Below are 14,899 nucleotides of genomic sequence, written 5' to 3' on the forward strand. Positions count from 1 at the left end.
TAGAAGGAACTCCAGTTGTATCATTATTTTATAACCCATGATTTATATGCCTTTACTTCTAAACGAAACTTAGATTCTTTTATCCACTCTACAGCACTACATACAAGAGGAGATGAATTATCTTCAGTAATACTTTCTATCGGAAACCATCTAGCTCCTATTGAATCTTGACCTTCAATTTGGTCCGGTACTTTGAATTCACCTTCGCACCTTTCAACAAAGTAAAAAGCTGCGATATGATGAACATGTGTGTACTCCTTGAATTTAGATGGAAATTGAAAATCAACTGTACCTATTTGTTTTACTACCTTCACTTTTAGCCCAGTCTCTTCTTTCATCTCTCTATGAAGTCCAGCTAGTAATGATTCTCCTTCTTCTAAACTACCACCAGGTAAATCATACCGATTTCTATATGGACCTTTCATTTTATCAATTACTAATAAATTATTGTCTTCGATACAAATGCCATACACACCAAACGCACGATGAAAATTAGTAGAATTATTCACGCTTCAACTTCTCCAAAACCGCATCATAAAACTTCCGTTCCTCATCAACATTTAAGTGAACACGACTTACTGTTTTAGTAAATCCATATAACAATTGCGCTTCCACTGGTTCTTTTAGTGTAATTTCAAATGCTGTTGGTTCCTTTATAAATTCCATAACGGTTGCGTCAAGAACTTCCTTCTCTTTCTTTAAAAGTTCGCCTTTATAAAACTCAATTTTATCAATTTGTGTAAATGGTATAATAATTTTCTTTCCTAATCCGATTTGAATGATTATCTTTTCTTCCGCAACAATAATTGGATTTTTTCGCATTGCTTGTATTTCAGCTAAAAAATAAAGCATTGCATACACATTTAAAATAAGTAAAATCCATGCTACTATTGGGTTCCATTGATGAAGTAAATAATGAAAACCGATACTTTCTATTAAGGTTGCATGGATGATCATGATATATACACCTATTGCACCAGTCTTTTTATGATATGAATATACGCATTCACCTTCTGGCACTTTTACACGCCACGATAAAAACGCATAGTATATTAACTTACACTCTGTTACAATGATATCTACTAATTTATTTCTTTTCATAGTCGCATCAAACGCTGCATCAATTGCATAAGAAAATGAAGAATACTTTCTTTTATATTCTTTATATTTTTGTATTATGTTAGGTAGCATTTTAACAATTTTATATAGAAGGAATAATTCTACGCATACGAATGCAATTTCTCCTGCAACTATAATATAAGAAACGTATGAAAAATCTTGTAAATATTCACTTGGAATAATAACACTTGCAAATATATAACCAGCTATTACAACAGGCAATATATACGTTAACGAGTATCTTTTTCGAATAATAAAGAAATACGTAATGACCGGTATTACAAACATACAATCTAACAAAGAACCAAGCACTACTTCTTTCGGAGCAGCTGGTACAATTGGAAGGGCATACAATACATAGTTTGATAACAAAATGAAAGATATTAGTCCAAACCAAATACCTTTTCGCCTTCCTGATAATGCGACATCCATACGTTCACCCTCTTATTTAAAAACCTCATCTAAATGGTCTTTATAAAATAAAATAGCACGCTCAAACTCTTTTACTTCCTCTACTTTTACGACTGTTTCAAGTAATAATTTCATTGCAGATTCATGATCGTTTACGTTATATTTTGCTAATGAGAGAAACACTTTCATCACGTCATTATCCGGAAACTGCTGCAAACCTGTTTCTAAAACCGTTATCGCTTTGTCATATTCACCTATACAACGATATGTACTGCCAAGACCGATATATGCATCGCAAAGTGACTCACCATCAAGCCCATTTACAATTGCCTGCTCATAATATGGCACTGCCTCTGTTTCAAGTCCCATTACATCATGTATCCAGGCGCATTGAAATAGCACTTCTGCATCTCTCGTAAAGTTTGTTAGCCCAATAAGTATCTCTCTGGACTGCGCATATTTCTTTTCATTTCTTAGCTTAATAGCTTGCTTTAATAAATGTTCCATAGAATCCACTCCTCACCAATTATGCTATGTATCCATCTTAAATGGTTAACATTCGTGTAAAAGTTAAATTCCCATAAATTAAAGTTTCGCTTACCTATATATATTATGCGGATTCATTCTTATCCAAATACTAAAAATTATAAAACAGTAATGTGATTACATAGTACTTCTAACCTTTTAACAATTTCTTTCGCAGTTTCATCTTTCCCATTACACGACTTTCCTTTACCGTCTTGTCCAATTACGTAGTGCACTGCTCCGCGCGAATATAAAGAATGTGGTGAATTTGCAATCATTATACTCGCCTTCGCTTCTTGCATTCTATTTTTCGCTCTTTCGAACAGTTCTTCTTCATTTACATCACTTTCTAGCTTAAAGCCAACAAGTACCGTTTCTGGATCCCACTCTTTTATTTGTTTTAATACTTTTGGAGCCTTTTGAAAATGAATAATAGGCGCTATATCACTTGAAATTTTTCCATTCATATTAAGTGCATTACCATCTTGATCACAAATTTTGTCTACGACCCAATCTGATCCCGCCGCTGCCATAATGACTGCATCGACTTTTTCATGCGTAATTATACTCTTCATTTTATCTTGCAAATCAACAATTCCTTCAAATGGGTGTAATTCCAATTGATTATTTATATCGTTTGGTTTCTCAGCGAAATAACCGTGTAAATATATAACATGTGCCCCTTTACTTATAAGCTCTTCGGCGATTATTCTTCCAATTGTTCCTTTTGCCATATTCGTATGACCACGCACTTGATCCCATTTTTCTAAACAACCACCACTTGTAATTAATACCTTTTTCCCCTTCATTGTAACCATCCCTTACTTATTTTTCTTACGAAACCATTCTGTTCCAAAGTCAACTATATCACGCTGTTTCATAAGACGACACTTTGCGTTTCCTATTTTCCCATTTGTTACAGTTCCCTTTTGTTCAAACGCTACACCAATTTCTACAAACTTATCAGAATCGTAATCCATATCAATAAACTCTTTCCATACTCTTTCACCATTTTCTATAATAGGCGCCCCTACTTTTATTAACTCACATGCACCAGAACGTACTTCAGATAAATGTACTGACGTATTAGAGTCATATCCAACGCCAATTAATAATATGTATCCGTCTAAATCGTATATTTTTCTTAATGGAGACTCTTCTCCTAAACTCATTGATAGTGATTGATTCATCGTTATTTCTTCTGCATATTTTCCCCATGCCGCAAAACTTCCTAATGGGTGATTGCTACGTACTACATTCGGATATGTACGAAAACATTCCACTACCTTCCCCATTGCTCTTGTTGGGGTTATATGTGGCTCAAATGCGGGAACGTTATCCCGAATAATTTGCCACCACTCTTCAGGTACAGGTGGTCTTGACCAATGTTTCGGATCAGATAAATCCGAAGATTGCGTTGGCATAATAATGGTTCCCTCTTCTGTAATGACTTTCATTAATGCCTCTACTACCGCAACTGCTCCGCCTGATACCCAGCCTATAGAGCTTAGCGAAGAATGTACAATAACTGTCATTCCTTTTTCTAACCCTAATTTTCTTAAATCATTTGTAATTGTTTTAATTGTATTTGGCAATGGCGTACTTGCCACTATGTCATTCATTTTCACGATTGTTCCCCCATTTTGTTTTAAACTACTACATACATATATTATCATATTTTTCTTAATTTTTAACTTAATCGTTTTTATGAACATAAAAAATGGTAATATACTTACAAAGATATTGGTTTAATTATGGTGTATTAATTTGAAATAACGATAGTAGGTGAACAAATGAAAAAAGCTTTATTCTCTTTTCTACTATTTGGACTCGTCTCCTTAAGCGCACGTGTTTCTTTTCAAAATGAATATGAAGATTATTGGGTATTAGAAAAAGCCAGATATAATGAAATTAAATTTGGCCCATCAAATTTATATGAAAAAGCTCAAGAAGACCCAACGATGATACATTACTCAACCGGTAGTATTAGCGAAGGTAAAAGAATGATATATTTATCATTTGGAACAAAGTACAAAAATGCTAAAATTACAGTAAAAGAAGTGAAGGATGAAAAAAACACAACTGTTATCGTCTTTCATATCGAGAAAAGTAAAGGAAAAGATGAAAACCCAGTCATGTATATTGGTGTAACAAAACTTAGAGACTTTATTCAACTTGTAGATGAAAATGGAAACAAAATCTTTGAAATGAAGAAAAATGAAAGCGTTACATCATAACAATAAAAAAACTACATTTAAACAAAGATCTCATCATTTTTGATGAGATCTTTGTTTCATTTACCCTTCAATTGTAACCCCTGTAAACATCGATAAGTTTCCCGTTATTTTTTCACCTACTCGTAAAAATAACCCTGCGGCTCTCCCGCTAATACAGTGTGAACCAATTAATAATTTACCAGTATATGGACCATCCCATGTATCAATTGTATAGTCAGGCATTTCTATGTATTGCTGATATATTTTCCGTTGTTCAAAGTAATATGCTGTTTTATCTTCTGCTAAAAGCTCATCATTTTCGTATATAGATACCCCTCCGCCTTCACGGCCGTATAAAGGTTTAGAAACATATGATTCATTTCTTTCTATAAACGGTTTATTTGAAAAATATGTTGGAAGGAAGAATTTCTGAATGCTTCTTCTCTCTTCTTCCTCAAAGAAGATTTCTTCTTCGTAAAGTTGCCAAATTAATGCGAGTACACTTTTATTTTGCATAAGAAAAGCTGCAGGTGGATTAATAATTTTCACTCTTCCTTGCGCTATATGATCTAAAAATTGAAGTCCAATTCTTTTCCCGTTTTTATCGGTATCTGAAACTAAATATTCAATTGGATATAGTCTATATAAATAATGAATTCGTTCACCATTTTGCGTATATATACCATCATCTGCAACAACGATATCTTGTATGCCTATATAGTCCGTTGATTGATCTAAGCAATAGCTTCTTAAAAATTGAACTGTTTGATGATCTTCATCGTGCCAATCATAACTAGTAAAATATATTGTCTCTATAGGACTTATATTATAGTCATGTTTAATTTGTTCCCACGCCTGCACAATATGCTCTTCTATATGATTTGGGTGATTCACATCGTGATAACGACATAACACTTCATTTGCGACTGACGGCTCTAAATAACCTGTTGGTGTATCACAATTTACTTCTATTAACTTTATATCTTCACCATTTACGATAAAGTCAAACCTTGTAAAATATGAAAACAAACCAGCGTGTTTCATTCTCGCAATTTCCCACGTTTCAGCTGGAAATCCTAGTGTTTGAAAATCTTCTGTCGTATTGACAATATATTGATACGTTCTATATAACACATACATAATCTCTTCTGTTGCTTTTGAAATAGCAGTATAAGTATTTACTGGCATACGATACATACCTGTTGCCATATATTGATTCCATTCTTCCTTCTCTAAAAGGCTCGGCCACGTAAATCCATTCCTACTAGCCTCTTCCGCAAGTGAAAACCATACTTTCATATACTCTTTCTGCTCTTGTTCTGTATACATGTTCCTATTATCCTTTCGTATTATGATCCGGCCGGTGCTTTTGCATTCCCAATTCCACTGGAACCAGAATTCACTTTCGGCGTTTGAGTCGTAGATGATTTTGGTGTATTTGTATCTGGGGTCACTTTATTTGATGGATTTGGCTGTTGTTTATTTAAATCCACTTTATTGGAAGATTTATTATTGTTACTGTTAGTTCCGCCGTAATACCCTCCACCACCGCTGCCTCCAGTTCTACTTTGGTCTTTTTCACGATATGGAATAATGTTATTTGCATACGGTTTCTTCATTATATTCGGTTTTACTGTATAATTCATATTTGAAGTTCTGCTTGCTAATAAATATCCTGCCACGAATGGAAGTATCGGTAAATGTGAATTTTCATGATACGATGAAAAAGACGGATTTATTTCCTTACATAACTCATCATTTTCTACATTTTTATTAGTAGGAGCTTTATCATCACAATTTAAACTTTCTTGTTCATTTCCTTGTTTTCCACCATCTGTTTTAACAGCAGTACTTTCTTGTTGAGCAGTATCTTCTTCATAATCGCCACATCCAGTTAATAAAAAAGATGATACCCCTATCGAAGTAGCAATTTTTATAAATTTACTTTTATCCATTCTCATGTGTTATACACCTAATTTCTTTTATCTATATTTTTCCAGATACCTTTATTATATAATGTAAATATCACTTTTTTCAAACGAAACACAATATGTATATTTATATATTTTTATACTGCATTCCCAAATAACAACAAAACCTTTCAACCCCCGGATATTTTTCTCCTAAACTTTTAACCTGAAAACCAATTTTTTTATAAAATTCTACCGCTTCATCGTCTGTCTCTGCCTCTAGATACATCAATTGATGCATTCTTAATACTTCCTTTATCATTTGCCACGCAATTCCATTATGACGATATTGTGGAACAACTGCTATATGGCAAATTCTCGCTTTCTTTGCTCCGATTATTTCAATACCTATGCAAGCCTTTTCTTCATATCTATGCAAAGTCGCTTTATTCCTTTCATAAAATAAAACTGCTTTCTTTAAGCTAGTTTCACTTGGTCCGACTGCATACTGTAGTACATTTAAAATGGAATCTTTCTCAATTTGTTCAACGCGTTGCAAATTCATATCATCATTCCTTTCTATGAAAAAAGATTAGCTCTTTATATAAAGAGCTAATCTCATTACGCCGTTATTTTTTCTTCTTTCTTCACAACGACCGCTACATAACTATGTAGTATCATTCCAATAATAACGAGGCTCATACCAATCCAAGATAAAGATGACGGAATTGGTGCAGATAACAAGATAAGTTCTCCTACTAGCGCAAATAAAACCTCACCGGATTGTGTTGCTTCTACTGTTGCTAGTTTTTGCGGATCATCTTTTACAAGATCTGTCGCAAAGAAGAATAATACTGTAGCGATTAAACCAGAACTAACTGCTACAATAAAACATTGGAAAACTTGGCTACTTGACGGTAGTCCGCCTGTTGATACTTCATAACCAGATAGTAAAAACCAAAATGGTAAACTTGCTAATGTCATACCGAGAACTCGCTGGAATACATCTAATTCCCCTTTACAAACTTGCATCATTTTCCGGTTTCCAAGAGGATACGCAAACGCTGCAATAAGTACAGGAACTACACATAAAACGGTTTCACGAATTCCTAATGAAGAAGCATGTTCTACTTGCATGAGTACAACACCACATAAAATAATACCCGACATAACTAATTCCTTCATTGGAAGTTTTTTATGTAATGGATCTACTGCAAAAAATGGTGTTAACAAAATCCCTGCAACGATCGTAATTTGCCATGTAGATGCAACGAGCCAACCAGGTCCAAAAGCTCCTGCAAAACTAAGTGGTGCATAGAAGAGACCAAATCCTACGATACTCCACACTAGCCATTCTTTCGGATTATTTTTCATATATTGAAAGAGTTGTTTTAAGTTACCTCTATACATGACAATAAGTAACAACATCGGAACCATAAAGTAGTACCGTAATGAAGCACTCCAAATCCAGCTTCCACCTTCTAAGTCCATCGCACGGTTTAAAACGAAGGTAAAGGCAAAGAAAAATGATGCCAATATTCCTACTGCAATAGCTTTCATTATAAAACCCCTTGTTTAGTTTCTTCTTAAATACTATACAACAAAATGAATATAATTAAAATTCGCAATCTTTAATTTGGACATAAACTAGCTCTATATAGTTTTCTCAACCGACTAATATGAGCTTGATGGTACCGATTATGGTCAGCTATATGCCATATCCCCCATCTTATAGTTGCATTTTCTCCCTTTTCGTAAAAAACTTCTCGTGTTAAATCATTTTCTGTTAGTTTCATACATTCCGCATAAAACATATGTTGCACAGCTTCATAATCTTGCATTAATTGTTGCAACGTCTGTTTTCTTAAACTTGGCAGTTTTCCTGCTTCATTTAACATAGGTCCATATATAGTATCAACTGCCTGTGGAATTGCTTCTCCTTTTAAGCGGTACACCCAATGTAAATCGACAACTGCTAAATGTTGAAGTAGTTGCCCAATACTATTTTCATTATTTTCTGACCCTTTAAAAGACAATTCTTTCTCATCAATACCTTCTACTAACTTTTGCAATCGTTTAAATGTATCCGTAACCATCGCATACAAAATCGCTACTTGCGGGTTCATATTTTTTTCTAAACGGAGATCTTTCATACTAAACTCCCTTTCTTAAAAGAACAACACCATATATTCATCATCACTATATACACCGTTCATTTTTAAAGCTCTTTTTTCAATTCCATACGTTTGAAAGCCCATTGATTCATATAACTTTTTTGCTGGCTCATTTGTGGACACAACACCTAATGTCAATTGTTCCAAGTTCATTTCTCTTGCTCTTTCAATTGCTTTACGTATTAACTCACGTGCAAGACCACTTCTTCGATTACTTGCATCTACATACATTGCAACGATATGACCTTTATGTTTATACGCCTCTTTCTCTTCTGTTAGTAAAGTAACCACTCCAACTAATTGATTCTTTTCATTAAAAGCACCGAATGTACAGCTAGTAGCAGCTGTTAAATTATTTTCCACTCGCTTAATCGGATTTTCTTGACGAATCGCTTCTTCATAAGTTGTTACAAATGCCTCTGGATTTACTTGTAATGCTTGTAAACGTAACTCCCAATATTGTTTCGCATCCTCTTTCGTAAGTAATCGAATCATATTATTACAGCCCCTTAAGTTAACATAATATTTTTATAAACTACTATTTATAGATTCGTATTCTTCTCTTAACATACTATAACGATAACGATGAATAAACTTTCCTTGACGTAATCGATCATTTCTCATTAATCCTTCACAAATAAAACCAGCCTTTTCATAACTCTTTCTAGCTTGAAAATTATCTTCATCTACACGTAGCCAAACTTTTTCTAATTTAAATTCAAAGAATGCTAGCTGTAACATACCATATAGAGCTGCTATTCCATATCCTTTGCCCCAATACTCTTTATTGCCAATCGCGATTCCCAGTTCTGCATTTTTATTTGTTTTATCAAAGTTTTTAAGATCTACCCATCCAATATGTATGCCGTTCTCTGTAGTGATTGCTCTTTGTTCATAACCATTTTTTCGATTTATACATGCTTCAATCCATTTTTTCGTATCTTCACGAGTGAACGGTGGATATTGATCTGGTATAACTAAATGTTTCGTTACTTTTGTATCTAATGACCATTGATATCGATCTTCTACATCATCTAGTGTCAGTTCTCTTAATTGAACGAATGGTACATTCACTTTGCTATCCCCTTTTTATTTTCCTATAGAAAACCCTTCGAACATTCTTCCTCCATACTGTTCTAGCGTTTTTTCTACAAAAGTAATTAATTTCATTTTCTCTCCCGTTGTATAAAAACAATCGAAAGCCGCTACAAATTGATCTGCATATTGTTCATCATATTTTCTAAGTACCCTTATAAACCATTTTGAACTTCCAAGCCATTTCCCATTTACTCTTAATACATATTCATGTAATAAATCAGCTAATAAATTCGCGATAAATAACTCTTCTTCTCTTTTTGATGCACCAATAAAATCATCCAAAGTATCTGTAATAAAATACCGCTTCTGCTTCATCATTTCTTCAGTCCATTTTGCTGGTCCTTTATTTAGTAAATCATTTGCTTCTTTTTTTAATTCCTCTATAATTTCATTTTCCCCTTTTAATACAATTCCCTCTGAAACTAATTGTGGCAACGAAGGTCTTCCGCGATCACAATCCATTTTTAAAAAGGATTTTATCGTTTCAAAATTATGTACAAACACTTCAACGGGCCATTCATTACTATAGAAAGATTCTCTATAACAAGATGACAAACTACGATCTATTATTACAATATCCAGGTCAGAAGTTTTTGTCGCCTCTCCTCGTGCAACGCTTCCTCCTAGTAAAGCTACATCACAATTCGGAAATTGTGATGTAATGATGCTTTGTGCTGCTTCCATTGGTTTCATAACCGTTCCCCTTTTCTTATTTCACTTTCTTTTTTTCAGCTCTTTCTCTCGCTTTTTTTATATACGGTTCTGCGTCTGGTGTTTTGCATGACGTTGCCCCGTGATCAACCTGTACTTTTCCAATTTCACGTGCAATTTCAATCGCTTTTCGCTCTAAGTCTTCATTACGAATTCCTATCGCAATTAAAGCACTATTCATTGCTTCTCTTTTTCTATTTTTTTCATTATGTATATTTTCTTTAATCTCATCTAGATAAGGAGAGAAGAAATCATCCTGTAACGTTTTATTTTTAATCGCTATATTTGCTAATAAAGACCAGCCTGCTCTTCCGATCCATTCATCATCAGACTTTGTCCATTCTTCCATTCTTTCTATCGCGATTGGCGATGTACAAATAGCGGTCATCAAAACGTCCATTAAACAATAATAATCAACTTCCTGTACCCATTTATTTAGCTGTTCTGTCGTAACTTTTTTCGGATCTAAAATCATCGTCGCTAAAGTCATTGCATCCATATTTTTTGTTTCCCATAATAAAATTGCTAAATCATGATCTTTTTTTATCTTCTTTTTTAACAATTTTAAATTGGCAAAACTAACTCCGAAGAGTGGCTCTTTCGCTCCGTGGTTTTTATACGTTTTACGATTTTGTTCTGTTCCATATTCCTCTAGTTGTTGCATTACTTCTTCCAGTAACATATGCACACCTCTTTTTCTTTTATGTTGATTTCATATATGTATGTACGATATATTCTACATTACTTTTTGGTTTTCCTATATGTATTTTTAAAATACGGTATGTGAAATTTTATAGTTGCTATATATAACTAAAACAACCACGAAAAACCTGTACATTTTACATATACAGGTTTTCATTTCATCAATTTCCCAAAGTATAAGAAATAGAATTTGAAAGAACTTTTATTTGTTTGATTCTTTCTTTATTTTTTGTAAGCTCTTTACATCTGACCACTCTTCTATAGACCCTGCGTCCGGAAAAACTGTAACTACATTAAAATTCGCACCTTTTTCTTTTCCAATTTGTTTAGCAGCTAATAAATTCGCTGCCGCAGACGTTCCTATTTTCATACCAGTTTCATTATAAAAACGTGCCATTTCATACAAGGTTTCTTCATATGAATAAGTCCATTGTTTTTCTATCAAATTGTCTTCCTGTTCTATGAAATGTTGTTTCCTTCCTAAGCCAAACCCACCTGATCCAGCATATTTCTTTAAATCATTCGGTGGTTGTTCGGAACCATAAGGCAATTCAGCAGGCATTACTAAATGTAGCTCAACATTTTTGGTATAATTCTTTACTTCTTTATAGACTCCCATTAGAGTTCCACCAGTACCAGCAGATGCTACCCATGCGTGTATTGGTTTTCCATTCATTTGTGTAATAATTTCTCTGCCTGTACCTTCTATATGACTTAATAGATTTGCGTTATTATAATGTTGGAATAAAAAGTATAACTCTGGTTTTTGTTTGCTAATCTCAATTGCCTTTTCAATTACTGCGTAGAAACCCATACATTTATCAACTAAAATCACGTTAGCTCCATAACACTCAAGTTCATTTAGTAATGATTTACCAGTTCCAGAACTTAAAACTAACGTGCATTCAACCTCTAAATAATAACAAATATAACTAATTGATCTCGCTAAACTTCCACCACTATACTCTAAGATAGGTTGTTTTTTGTCCGCTTCTTGTAAATATTTTTTAATCATTCCAAGTGCAGCTCTATCCTTAATCGATTCTGTAGGGTTGTGCCATTCACATTTAGCATAAATAGAAAAATCCTTCGTTTCTTCGCATTCTAATTTAATGAGAGGTGTGTTCCCAACATTTTTAGCAAACTCATGAAAATGCTTTAATGTCATACTTCTATTCCTCCTACATAAATCATATTTATTTTTAGCTAAAATACTTTCTACAATTTCATAACTCTCTTAACTAAATCTTTTTATATAAAAATCCCTACAAATGCTGTAGGGATTTATGACTCAATCATTTTGTTACATTACATTACATTACATACAAAAAGAGCTTCTTTATTCAAATGCATTCATAAGCACAATTCTCCAACCATCTGGATCCTCTATTGTGATCCCTTTCTCTATCCAATACGGATTTTCTGGTTCTACCTCATGATAGCCCATATTACTTAATCGATTCACTATTTTTTCAATTTCATCTTTATTAGGCATATAAAAAACTAGTAAATTATCTTTTGTCGGTGCCGGACATGGACTTCCATTAACGTGCGTTGTAAACTCCAAATGATACTCGGCATCCGGTAATCCAAACATAACCCCATCATATCCTTCATGATTGTGAAATTCTCCTATACGCTTTAACCCTAACCCCGTCTCATAAAAACTTATAACTTCTTCAAATTGATCTGTTGGTCTTGCAATTCTAAATTGAACCCAATTCTTCATGCAAATCTCCTCCTTTTCATTTTCCAAAGCTTTATAGTAATCATTATAAGTTACATATATTTCCTTTCATATCCCTCATTAGTATGAGAACTACCTAAGTTGAAAGACCTATTAGTTTATAAATAGTAAGACTTTAGTATTAAATTCATATAAAAGTAGTTATATAAATATTGAGATGAAATAAATAGTTATTTCTTATATTTTATTACGTATGAAAAAGTTCTCCTTGCAGAGCCTTTATATACCGATCAGCAGATCTTTGTACAGCCTTATTTGCATTTTCCACCACACCATGAAATGCATTATATAGTCGACTAAATTGGATATCTTTTACTTTCTCTGCCATATCTCTAACTTTATTCGCTGGTAATGGAATGAGATTTGGATAACTATACATAAAACTTACCCATTTTTGATCAGAAACTACTTGTATAATATCACCTGATAACAAAATTCCTTTCCCTTCGTTACCTTCTTTCCAATGCATAACAGTCCCACCCTTAAAATGTCCTCCTAAGCGATGCAATGTAAGTTCTTTCGATAATATCAAATGTTCCCCAGACCAAAATTTAATTTGTTTACTCGGGCGAACCACCCACTCTTTATCATCTTCATGAATATAGATAGGTACATTGAATGTTTCCGCCCATTTTACTTGTGTAGAGTAATAATGTGGATGAGAAAGTGCTATTGCTTGAATACCACCTAAATCATATATACTCTGAATCGTCTTATCATCTAAATAACTAATGCAATCCCACATAACATTTAGAGTTTTACTTTGTATTAAAAATGCTGTTTGTCCAATTGCAAATTTAGGTTTTGTAGTAATGCTATACAAACCACTTTCTTCTTTTATTATTTCATTTTTGTATAAATTGTTATTTTGCATAGTTTCTAATGTTGTCCATGACTGCCCAATTGGATTCACATATTGCCTTTCCTCATTACAAATTTTACAACTAGAAGGCGCTTCTTCATTTTCAGGATACTGTACTCCACATGTAGTGCAAATATAATTAACCATATTCCCACTCCCTTATTAAATTTAATTGTTCTTATACCAATATTTTAATAGAAAACAAAAATATTCGAATCAATAATTGGAATGAAAATGAAGTGATACGAAAGTATGATGAATCCCTTTTCGTTTTGATACCCGTTCGTCTAAAAAAGCACATACTTCATTATTAAAAGAATTAAATTTAATGCTTGAAAATTTTCATAATAAAGTTTAAAATCACCCTATTTTTCCAAGACTACAATTGATACAAAATCTTGCATACTTTTGACCAAACTTTTTTACGTTTGTAAAAAAGTTTTTTTGCAATTACCGCCCTATAATTGCTAATATAGTAGAGTAGAACTTTTATAGAGAGAAGGAAAATTATGCACAATGGAATTCGAATGACAACTTTAGTAAAAAGGGCTATGTTGATTTGCGCGGGGGTATTATTTACATACGAAGCAACTTTAGGATCAACACATACTGCTCTAGCAAGTACAGAGGATGAAACAAAATCTGTTCAACTTGTAAGTGAAATTCAATCATCTCTTGCACCGAAAGAAGCTCCAAAACAATATAACGGGCAAGTTAGAAAAGTCGCTTACTTAACATTTGATGATGGTCCTGGAAAATACACAGCTGAGCTTTTAGATATGTTAAAGAAAGAAAATGCAAAAGCAACATTCTTCCTAATCGGTTCAAATGTAAAAGCATTCCCGGAACTTGTAAAACGTGAAGATGCTGAAGGCCACTATGTTGGGATGCACAGTATGACTCATAACTACAAGAAGCTTTACACTGAAGGTCATTACGTAGATGAAATGAAAGAAGATCAAGGCTTAATCGCTGGCGTTCTAGGTAAATCACCAGTATTAACTCGCCCATCTTACGGCTCAATGCCAGGGTTAAACGAAGCACTTCGCAACAAAGTTGTCGAAAATGGATTAAAAGTTTGGGATTGGACAATTGATTCTTTAGACTGGACATACAACAAAATGCCTGTTGATGCTGCATCAGCTAAAATTGTACAAAACGTTGTAAATGGAGCTGACAAGCCAACAGAAGTTATTCTAATGCACGATATTCATCCACAATCCGTTAAAGCAGTGCCTGGAATTATTAAAGGACTGAAAGAAAAAGGATATGAATTAGAAAGTTATAATGAGAACGAACACTTCCCATTAAACTTCTGGCACGATAATCGTATGTAATGTGAAAGACTCTATTTCCTCTAGTAGGTTATTGAGTCTTTTTTTCGTATTGGGCAGTACTTCTCTTATATTCGATTCCCCCTCCTT

The 14,899-nt window shown here is 33.5% G+C and carries 19 protein-coding genes; 2 read left to right on the plus strand and 17 right to left on the minus strand.

All coding sequences use genetic code 11. The features are described from left to right. Positions 1–23: 23 nt before the first annotated feature. The 5 genes from AC3WTI_RS05405 to aacC form a co-directional block, all read right to left on the minus strand. A complete protein-coding gene (locus tag AC3WTI_RS05405) occupies positions 24–509 on the minus strand; it encodes an NUDIX hydrolase (protein WP_097841142.1) in 486 nt (161 codons plus the stop codon). Continuing rightward, positions 502–1,551, minus strand: coding sequence for a hypothetical protein (locus tag AC3WTI_RS05410; protein ID WP_087956007.1), 1,050 nt, complete (start codon positions 1,549–1,551; stop codon positions 502–504). The genes AC3WTI_RS05405 and AC3WTI_RS05410 overlap by 8 nt, the downstream gene beginning before the upstream one ends. A 12-nt stretch (positions 1,552–1,563) precedes the next feature. Further along, entirely contained in the window at positions 1,564–2,037 is a 474-nt protein-coding gene (locus AC3WTI_RS05415) for a tetratricopeptide repeat protein (protein WP_142305859.1), read from the minus strand. A gap of 137 nt (positions 2,038–2,174) precedes the next feature. After that, positions 2,175–2,864, minus strand: a complete 690-nt coding sequence (locus tag AC3WTI_RS05420; RefSeq protein ID WP_087956004.1) for a phosphopantothenoylcysteine decarboxylase domain-containing protein — start codon at positions 2,862–2,864, stop codon at positions 2,175–2,177. A 12-nt stretch (positions 2,865–2,876) separates the two neighbouring features. Next, positions 2,877–3,677, minus strand: coding sequence for a BA2930 family N-acetyltransferase (gene aacC, locus AC3WTI_RS05425; RefSeq protein WP_142286488.1), 801 nt, complete (start codon positions 3,675–3,677; stop codon positions 2,877–2,879). A gap of 171 nt (positions 3,678–3,848) precedes the next feature. Here aacC and AC3WTI_RS05430 point away from each other — a divergent pair, with 171 nt between their 5' ends. Beyond that, complete coding sequence (locus AC3WTI_RS05430) at positions 3,849–4,292, plus strand: hypothetical protein (RefSeq protein WP_097841144.1); 444 nt, start codon at positions 3,849–3,851, stop codon at positions 4,290–4,292. 60 nt (positions 4,293–4,352) lie between these two features. Here the strand turns inward: AC3WTI_RS05430 and AC3WTI_RS05435 are convergent, their stop codons facing one another. From AC3WTI_RS05435 to AC3WTI_RS05490, 12 genes are all read right to left on the minus strand, one after another. Further along, complete coding sequence (locus tag AC3WTI_RS05435) at positions 4,353–5,600, minus strand: glutathionylspermidine synthase family protein (RefSeq protein ID WP_097841145.1); 1,248 nt, start codon at positions 5,598–5,600, stop codon at positions 4,353–4,355. A 20-nt stretch (positions 5,601–5,620) separates the two neighbouring features. Further along, positions 5,621–6,232 (minus strand): hypothetical protein, encoded by a 612-nt coding sequence (locus AC3WTI_RS05440; protein ID WP_087955996.1) that lies wholly within the window; start codon positions 6,230–6,232, stop codon positions 5,621–5,623. 97 nt (positions 6,233–6,329) lie between these two features. Continuing rightward, positions 6,330–6,746: a GNAT family N-acetyltransferase gene (locus AC3WTI_RS05445; RefSeq protein ID WP_097841146.1), complete on the minus strand. Its 417-nt coding sequence runs from the start codon at positions 6,744–6,746 to the stop codon at positions 6,330–6,332. A 56-nt stretch (positions 6,747–6,802) separates the two neighbouring features. Then, positions 6,803–7,741, minus strand: a complete 939-nt coding sequence (locus tag AC3WTI_RS05450) for a DMT family transporter (RefSeq protein WP_000643664.1) — start codon at positions 7,739–7,741, stop codon at positions 6,803–6,805. 71 nt (positions 7,742–7,812) lie between these two features. Further along, a complete protein-coding gene (locus AC3WTI_RS05455) occupies positions 7,813–8,334 on the minus strand; it encodes a DinB family protein (RefSeq protein ID WP_087955992.1) in 522 nt (173 codons plus the stop codon). Between the two features lie 15 nt (positions 8,335–8,349). After that, positions 8,350–8,850: a GNAT family N-acetyltransferase gene (locus AC3WTI_RS05460; RefSeq protein WP_087955990.1), complete on the minus strand. Its 501-nt coding sequence runs from the start codon at positions 8,848–8,850 to the stop codon at positions 8,350–8,352. Positions 8,851–8,883: 33 nt separating this feature from the next. Further along, positions 8,884–9,429, minus strand: a complete 546-nt coding sequence (locus tag AC3WTI_RS05465; RefSeq protein WP_087955988.1) for a GNAT family N-acetyltransferase — start codon at positions 9,427–9,429, stop codon at positions 8,884–8,886. 15 nt (positions 9,430–9,444) lie between these two features. Continuing rightward, the gene (locus AC3WTI_RS05470) at positions 9,445–10,146 is read right to left on the minus strand and encodes a nucleotidyltransferase domain-containing protein (RefSeq protein WP_097841147.1); all 702 of its coding nucleotides are present in this window, start codon (positions 10,144–10,146) and stop codon (positions 9,445–9,447) included. A gap of 16 nt (positions 10,147–10,162) precedes the next feature. Then, on the minus strand, positions 10,163–10,846 hold the full coding sequence (locus AC3WTI_RS05475) for a DNA alkylation repair protein (protein ID WP_087955984.1): 684 nt from the start codon (positions 10,844–10,846) through the stop codon (positions 10,163–10,165). Between the two features lie 222 nt (positions 10,847–11,068). Then, positions 11,069–12,034, minus strand: a complete 966-nt coding sequence (locus AC3WTI_RS05480; protein ID WP_087955982.1) for a PLP-dependent cysteine synthase family protein — start codon at positions 12,032–12,034, stop codon at positions 11,069–11,071. 171 nt (positions 12,035–12,205) lie between these two features. Beyond that, positions 12,206–12,595 carry a VOC family protein gene (locus AC3WTI_RS05485; protein ID WP_087955981.1) on the minus strand — a complete coding sequence of 130 codons (390 nt, stop codon included), beginning with the start codon at positions 12,593–12,595 and terminating at the stop codon, positions 12,206–12,208. A 205-nt stretch (positions 12,596–12,800) separates the two neighbouring features. Then, positions 12,801–13,622: an MBL fold metallo-hydrolase gene (locus AC3WTI_RS05490; protein ID WP_087955979.1), complete on the minus strand. Its 822-nt coding sequence runs from the start codon at positions 13,620–13,622 to the stop codon at positions 12,801–12,803. Between the two features lie 362 nt (positions 13,623–13,984). Between AC3WTI_RS05490 and AC3WTI_RS05495 the strand changes: the two genes are divergently transcribed. Continuing rightward, positions 13,985–14,812 (plus strand): peptidoglycan-N-acetylglucosamine deacetylase, encoded by an 828-nt coding sequence (locus tag AC3WTI_RS05495; RefSeq protein ID WP_000551441.1) that lies wholly within the window; start codon positions 13,985–13,987, stop codon positions 14,810–14,812. The last annotated feature ends 87 nt before the right edge of the window (positions 14,813–14,899 follow it).

This window comes from Bacillus sp. EB106-02-03-XG38, assembly GCF_058792175.1.

Coding starts and splice junctions, on each gene's coding strand:
- AC3WTI_RS05410 (WP_087956007.1), bottom strand. CDS start 1,551: ATGGATGTCGCATTATCAGGAAGGCGAAAAGGTATTTGGTTTGGACTA.
- AC3WTI_RS05415 (WP_142305859.1), bottom strand. CDS start 2,037: ATGGAACATTTATTAAAGCAAGCTATTAAGCTAAGAAATGAAAAGAAA.
- AC3WTI_RS05420 (WP_087956004.1), bottom strand. CDS start 2,864: ATGAAGGGGAAAAAGGTATTAATTACAAGTGGTGGTTGTTTAGAAAAA.
- aacC (WP_142286488.1), bottom strand. CDS start 3,677: ATGAATGACATAGTGGCAAGTACGCCATTGCCAAATACAATTAAAACA.
- AC3WTI_RS05430 (WP_097841144.1), top strand. CDS start 3,849: ATGAAAAAAGCTTTATTCTCTTTTCTACTATTTGGACTCGTCTCCTTA.
- AC3WTI_RS05435 (WP_097841145.1), bottom strand. CDS start 5,600: ATGTATACAGAACAAGAGCAGAAAGAGTATATGAAAGTATGGTTTTCA.
- AC3WTI_RS05440 (WP_087955996.1), bottom strand. CDS start 6,232: ATGAGAATGGATAAAAGTAAATTTATAAAAATTGCTACTTCGATAGGG.
- AC3WTI_RS05445 (WP_097841146.1), bottom strand. CDS start 6,746: ATGAATTTGCAACGCGTTGAACAAATTGAGAAAGATTCCATTTTAAAT.
- AC3WTI_RS05450 (WP_000643664.1), bottom strand. CDS start 7,741: ATGAAAGCTATTGCAGTAGGAATATTGGCATCATTTTTCTTTGCCTTT.
- AC3WTI_RS05455 (WP_087955992.1), bottom strand. CDS start 8,334: ATGAAAGATCTCCGTTTAGAAAAAAATATGAACCCGCAAGTAGCGATT.
- AC3WTI_RS05460 (WP_087955990.1), bottom strand. CDS start 8,850: ATGATTCGATTACTTACGAAAGAGGATGCGAAACAATATTGGGAGTTA.
- AC3WTI_RS05470 (WP_097841147.1), bottom strand. CDS start 10,146: ATGAAACCAATGGAAGCAGCACAAAGCATCATTACATCACAATTTCCG.
- AC3WTI_RS05475 (WP_087955984.1), bottom strand. CDS start 10,846: ATGTTACTGGAAGAAGTAATGCAACAACTAGAGGAATATGGAACAGAA.
- AC3WTI_RS05480 (WP_087955982.1), bottom strand. CDS start 12,034: ATGACATTAAAGCATTTTCATGAGTTTGCTAAAAATGTTGGGAACACA.
- AC3WTI_RS05485 (WP_087955981.1), bottom strand. CDS start 12,595: ATGAAGAATTGGGTTCAATTTAGAATTGCAAGACCAACAGATCAATTT.
- AC3WTI_RS05490 (WP_087955979.1), bottom strand. CDS start 13,622: ATGGTTAATTATATTTGCACTACATGTGGAGTACAGTATCCTGAAAAT.
- AC3WTI_RS05495 (WP_000551441.1), top strand. CDS start 13,985: ATGCACAATGGAATTCGAATGACAACTTTAGTAAAAAGGGCTATGTTG.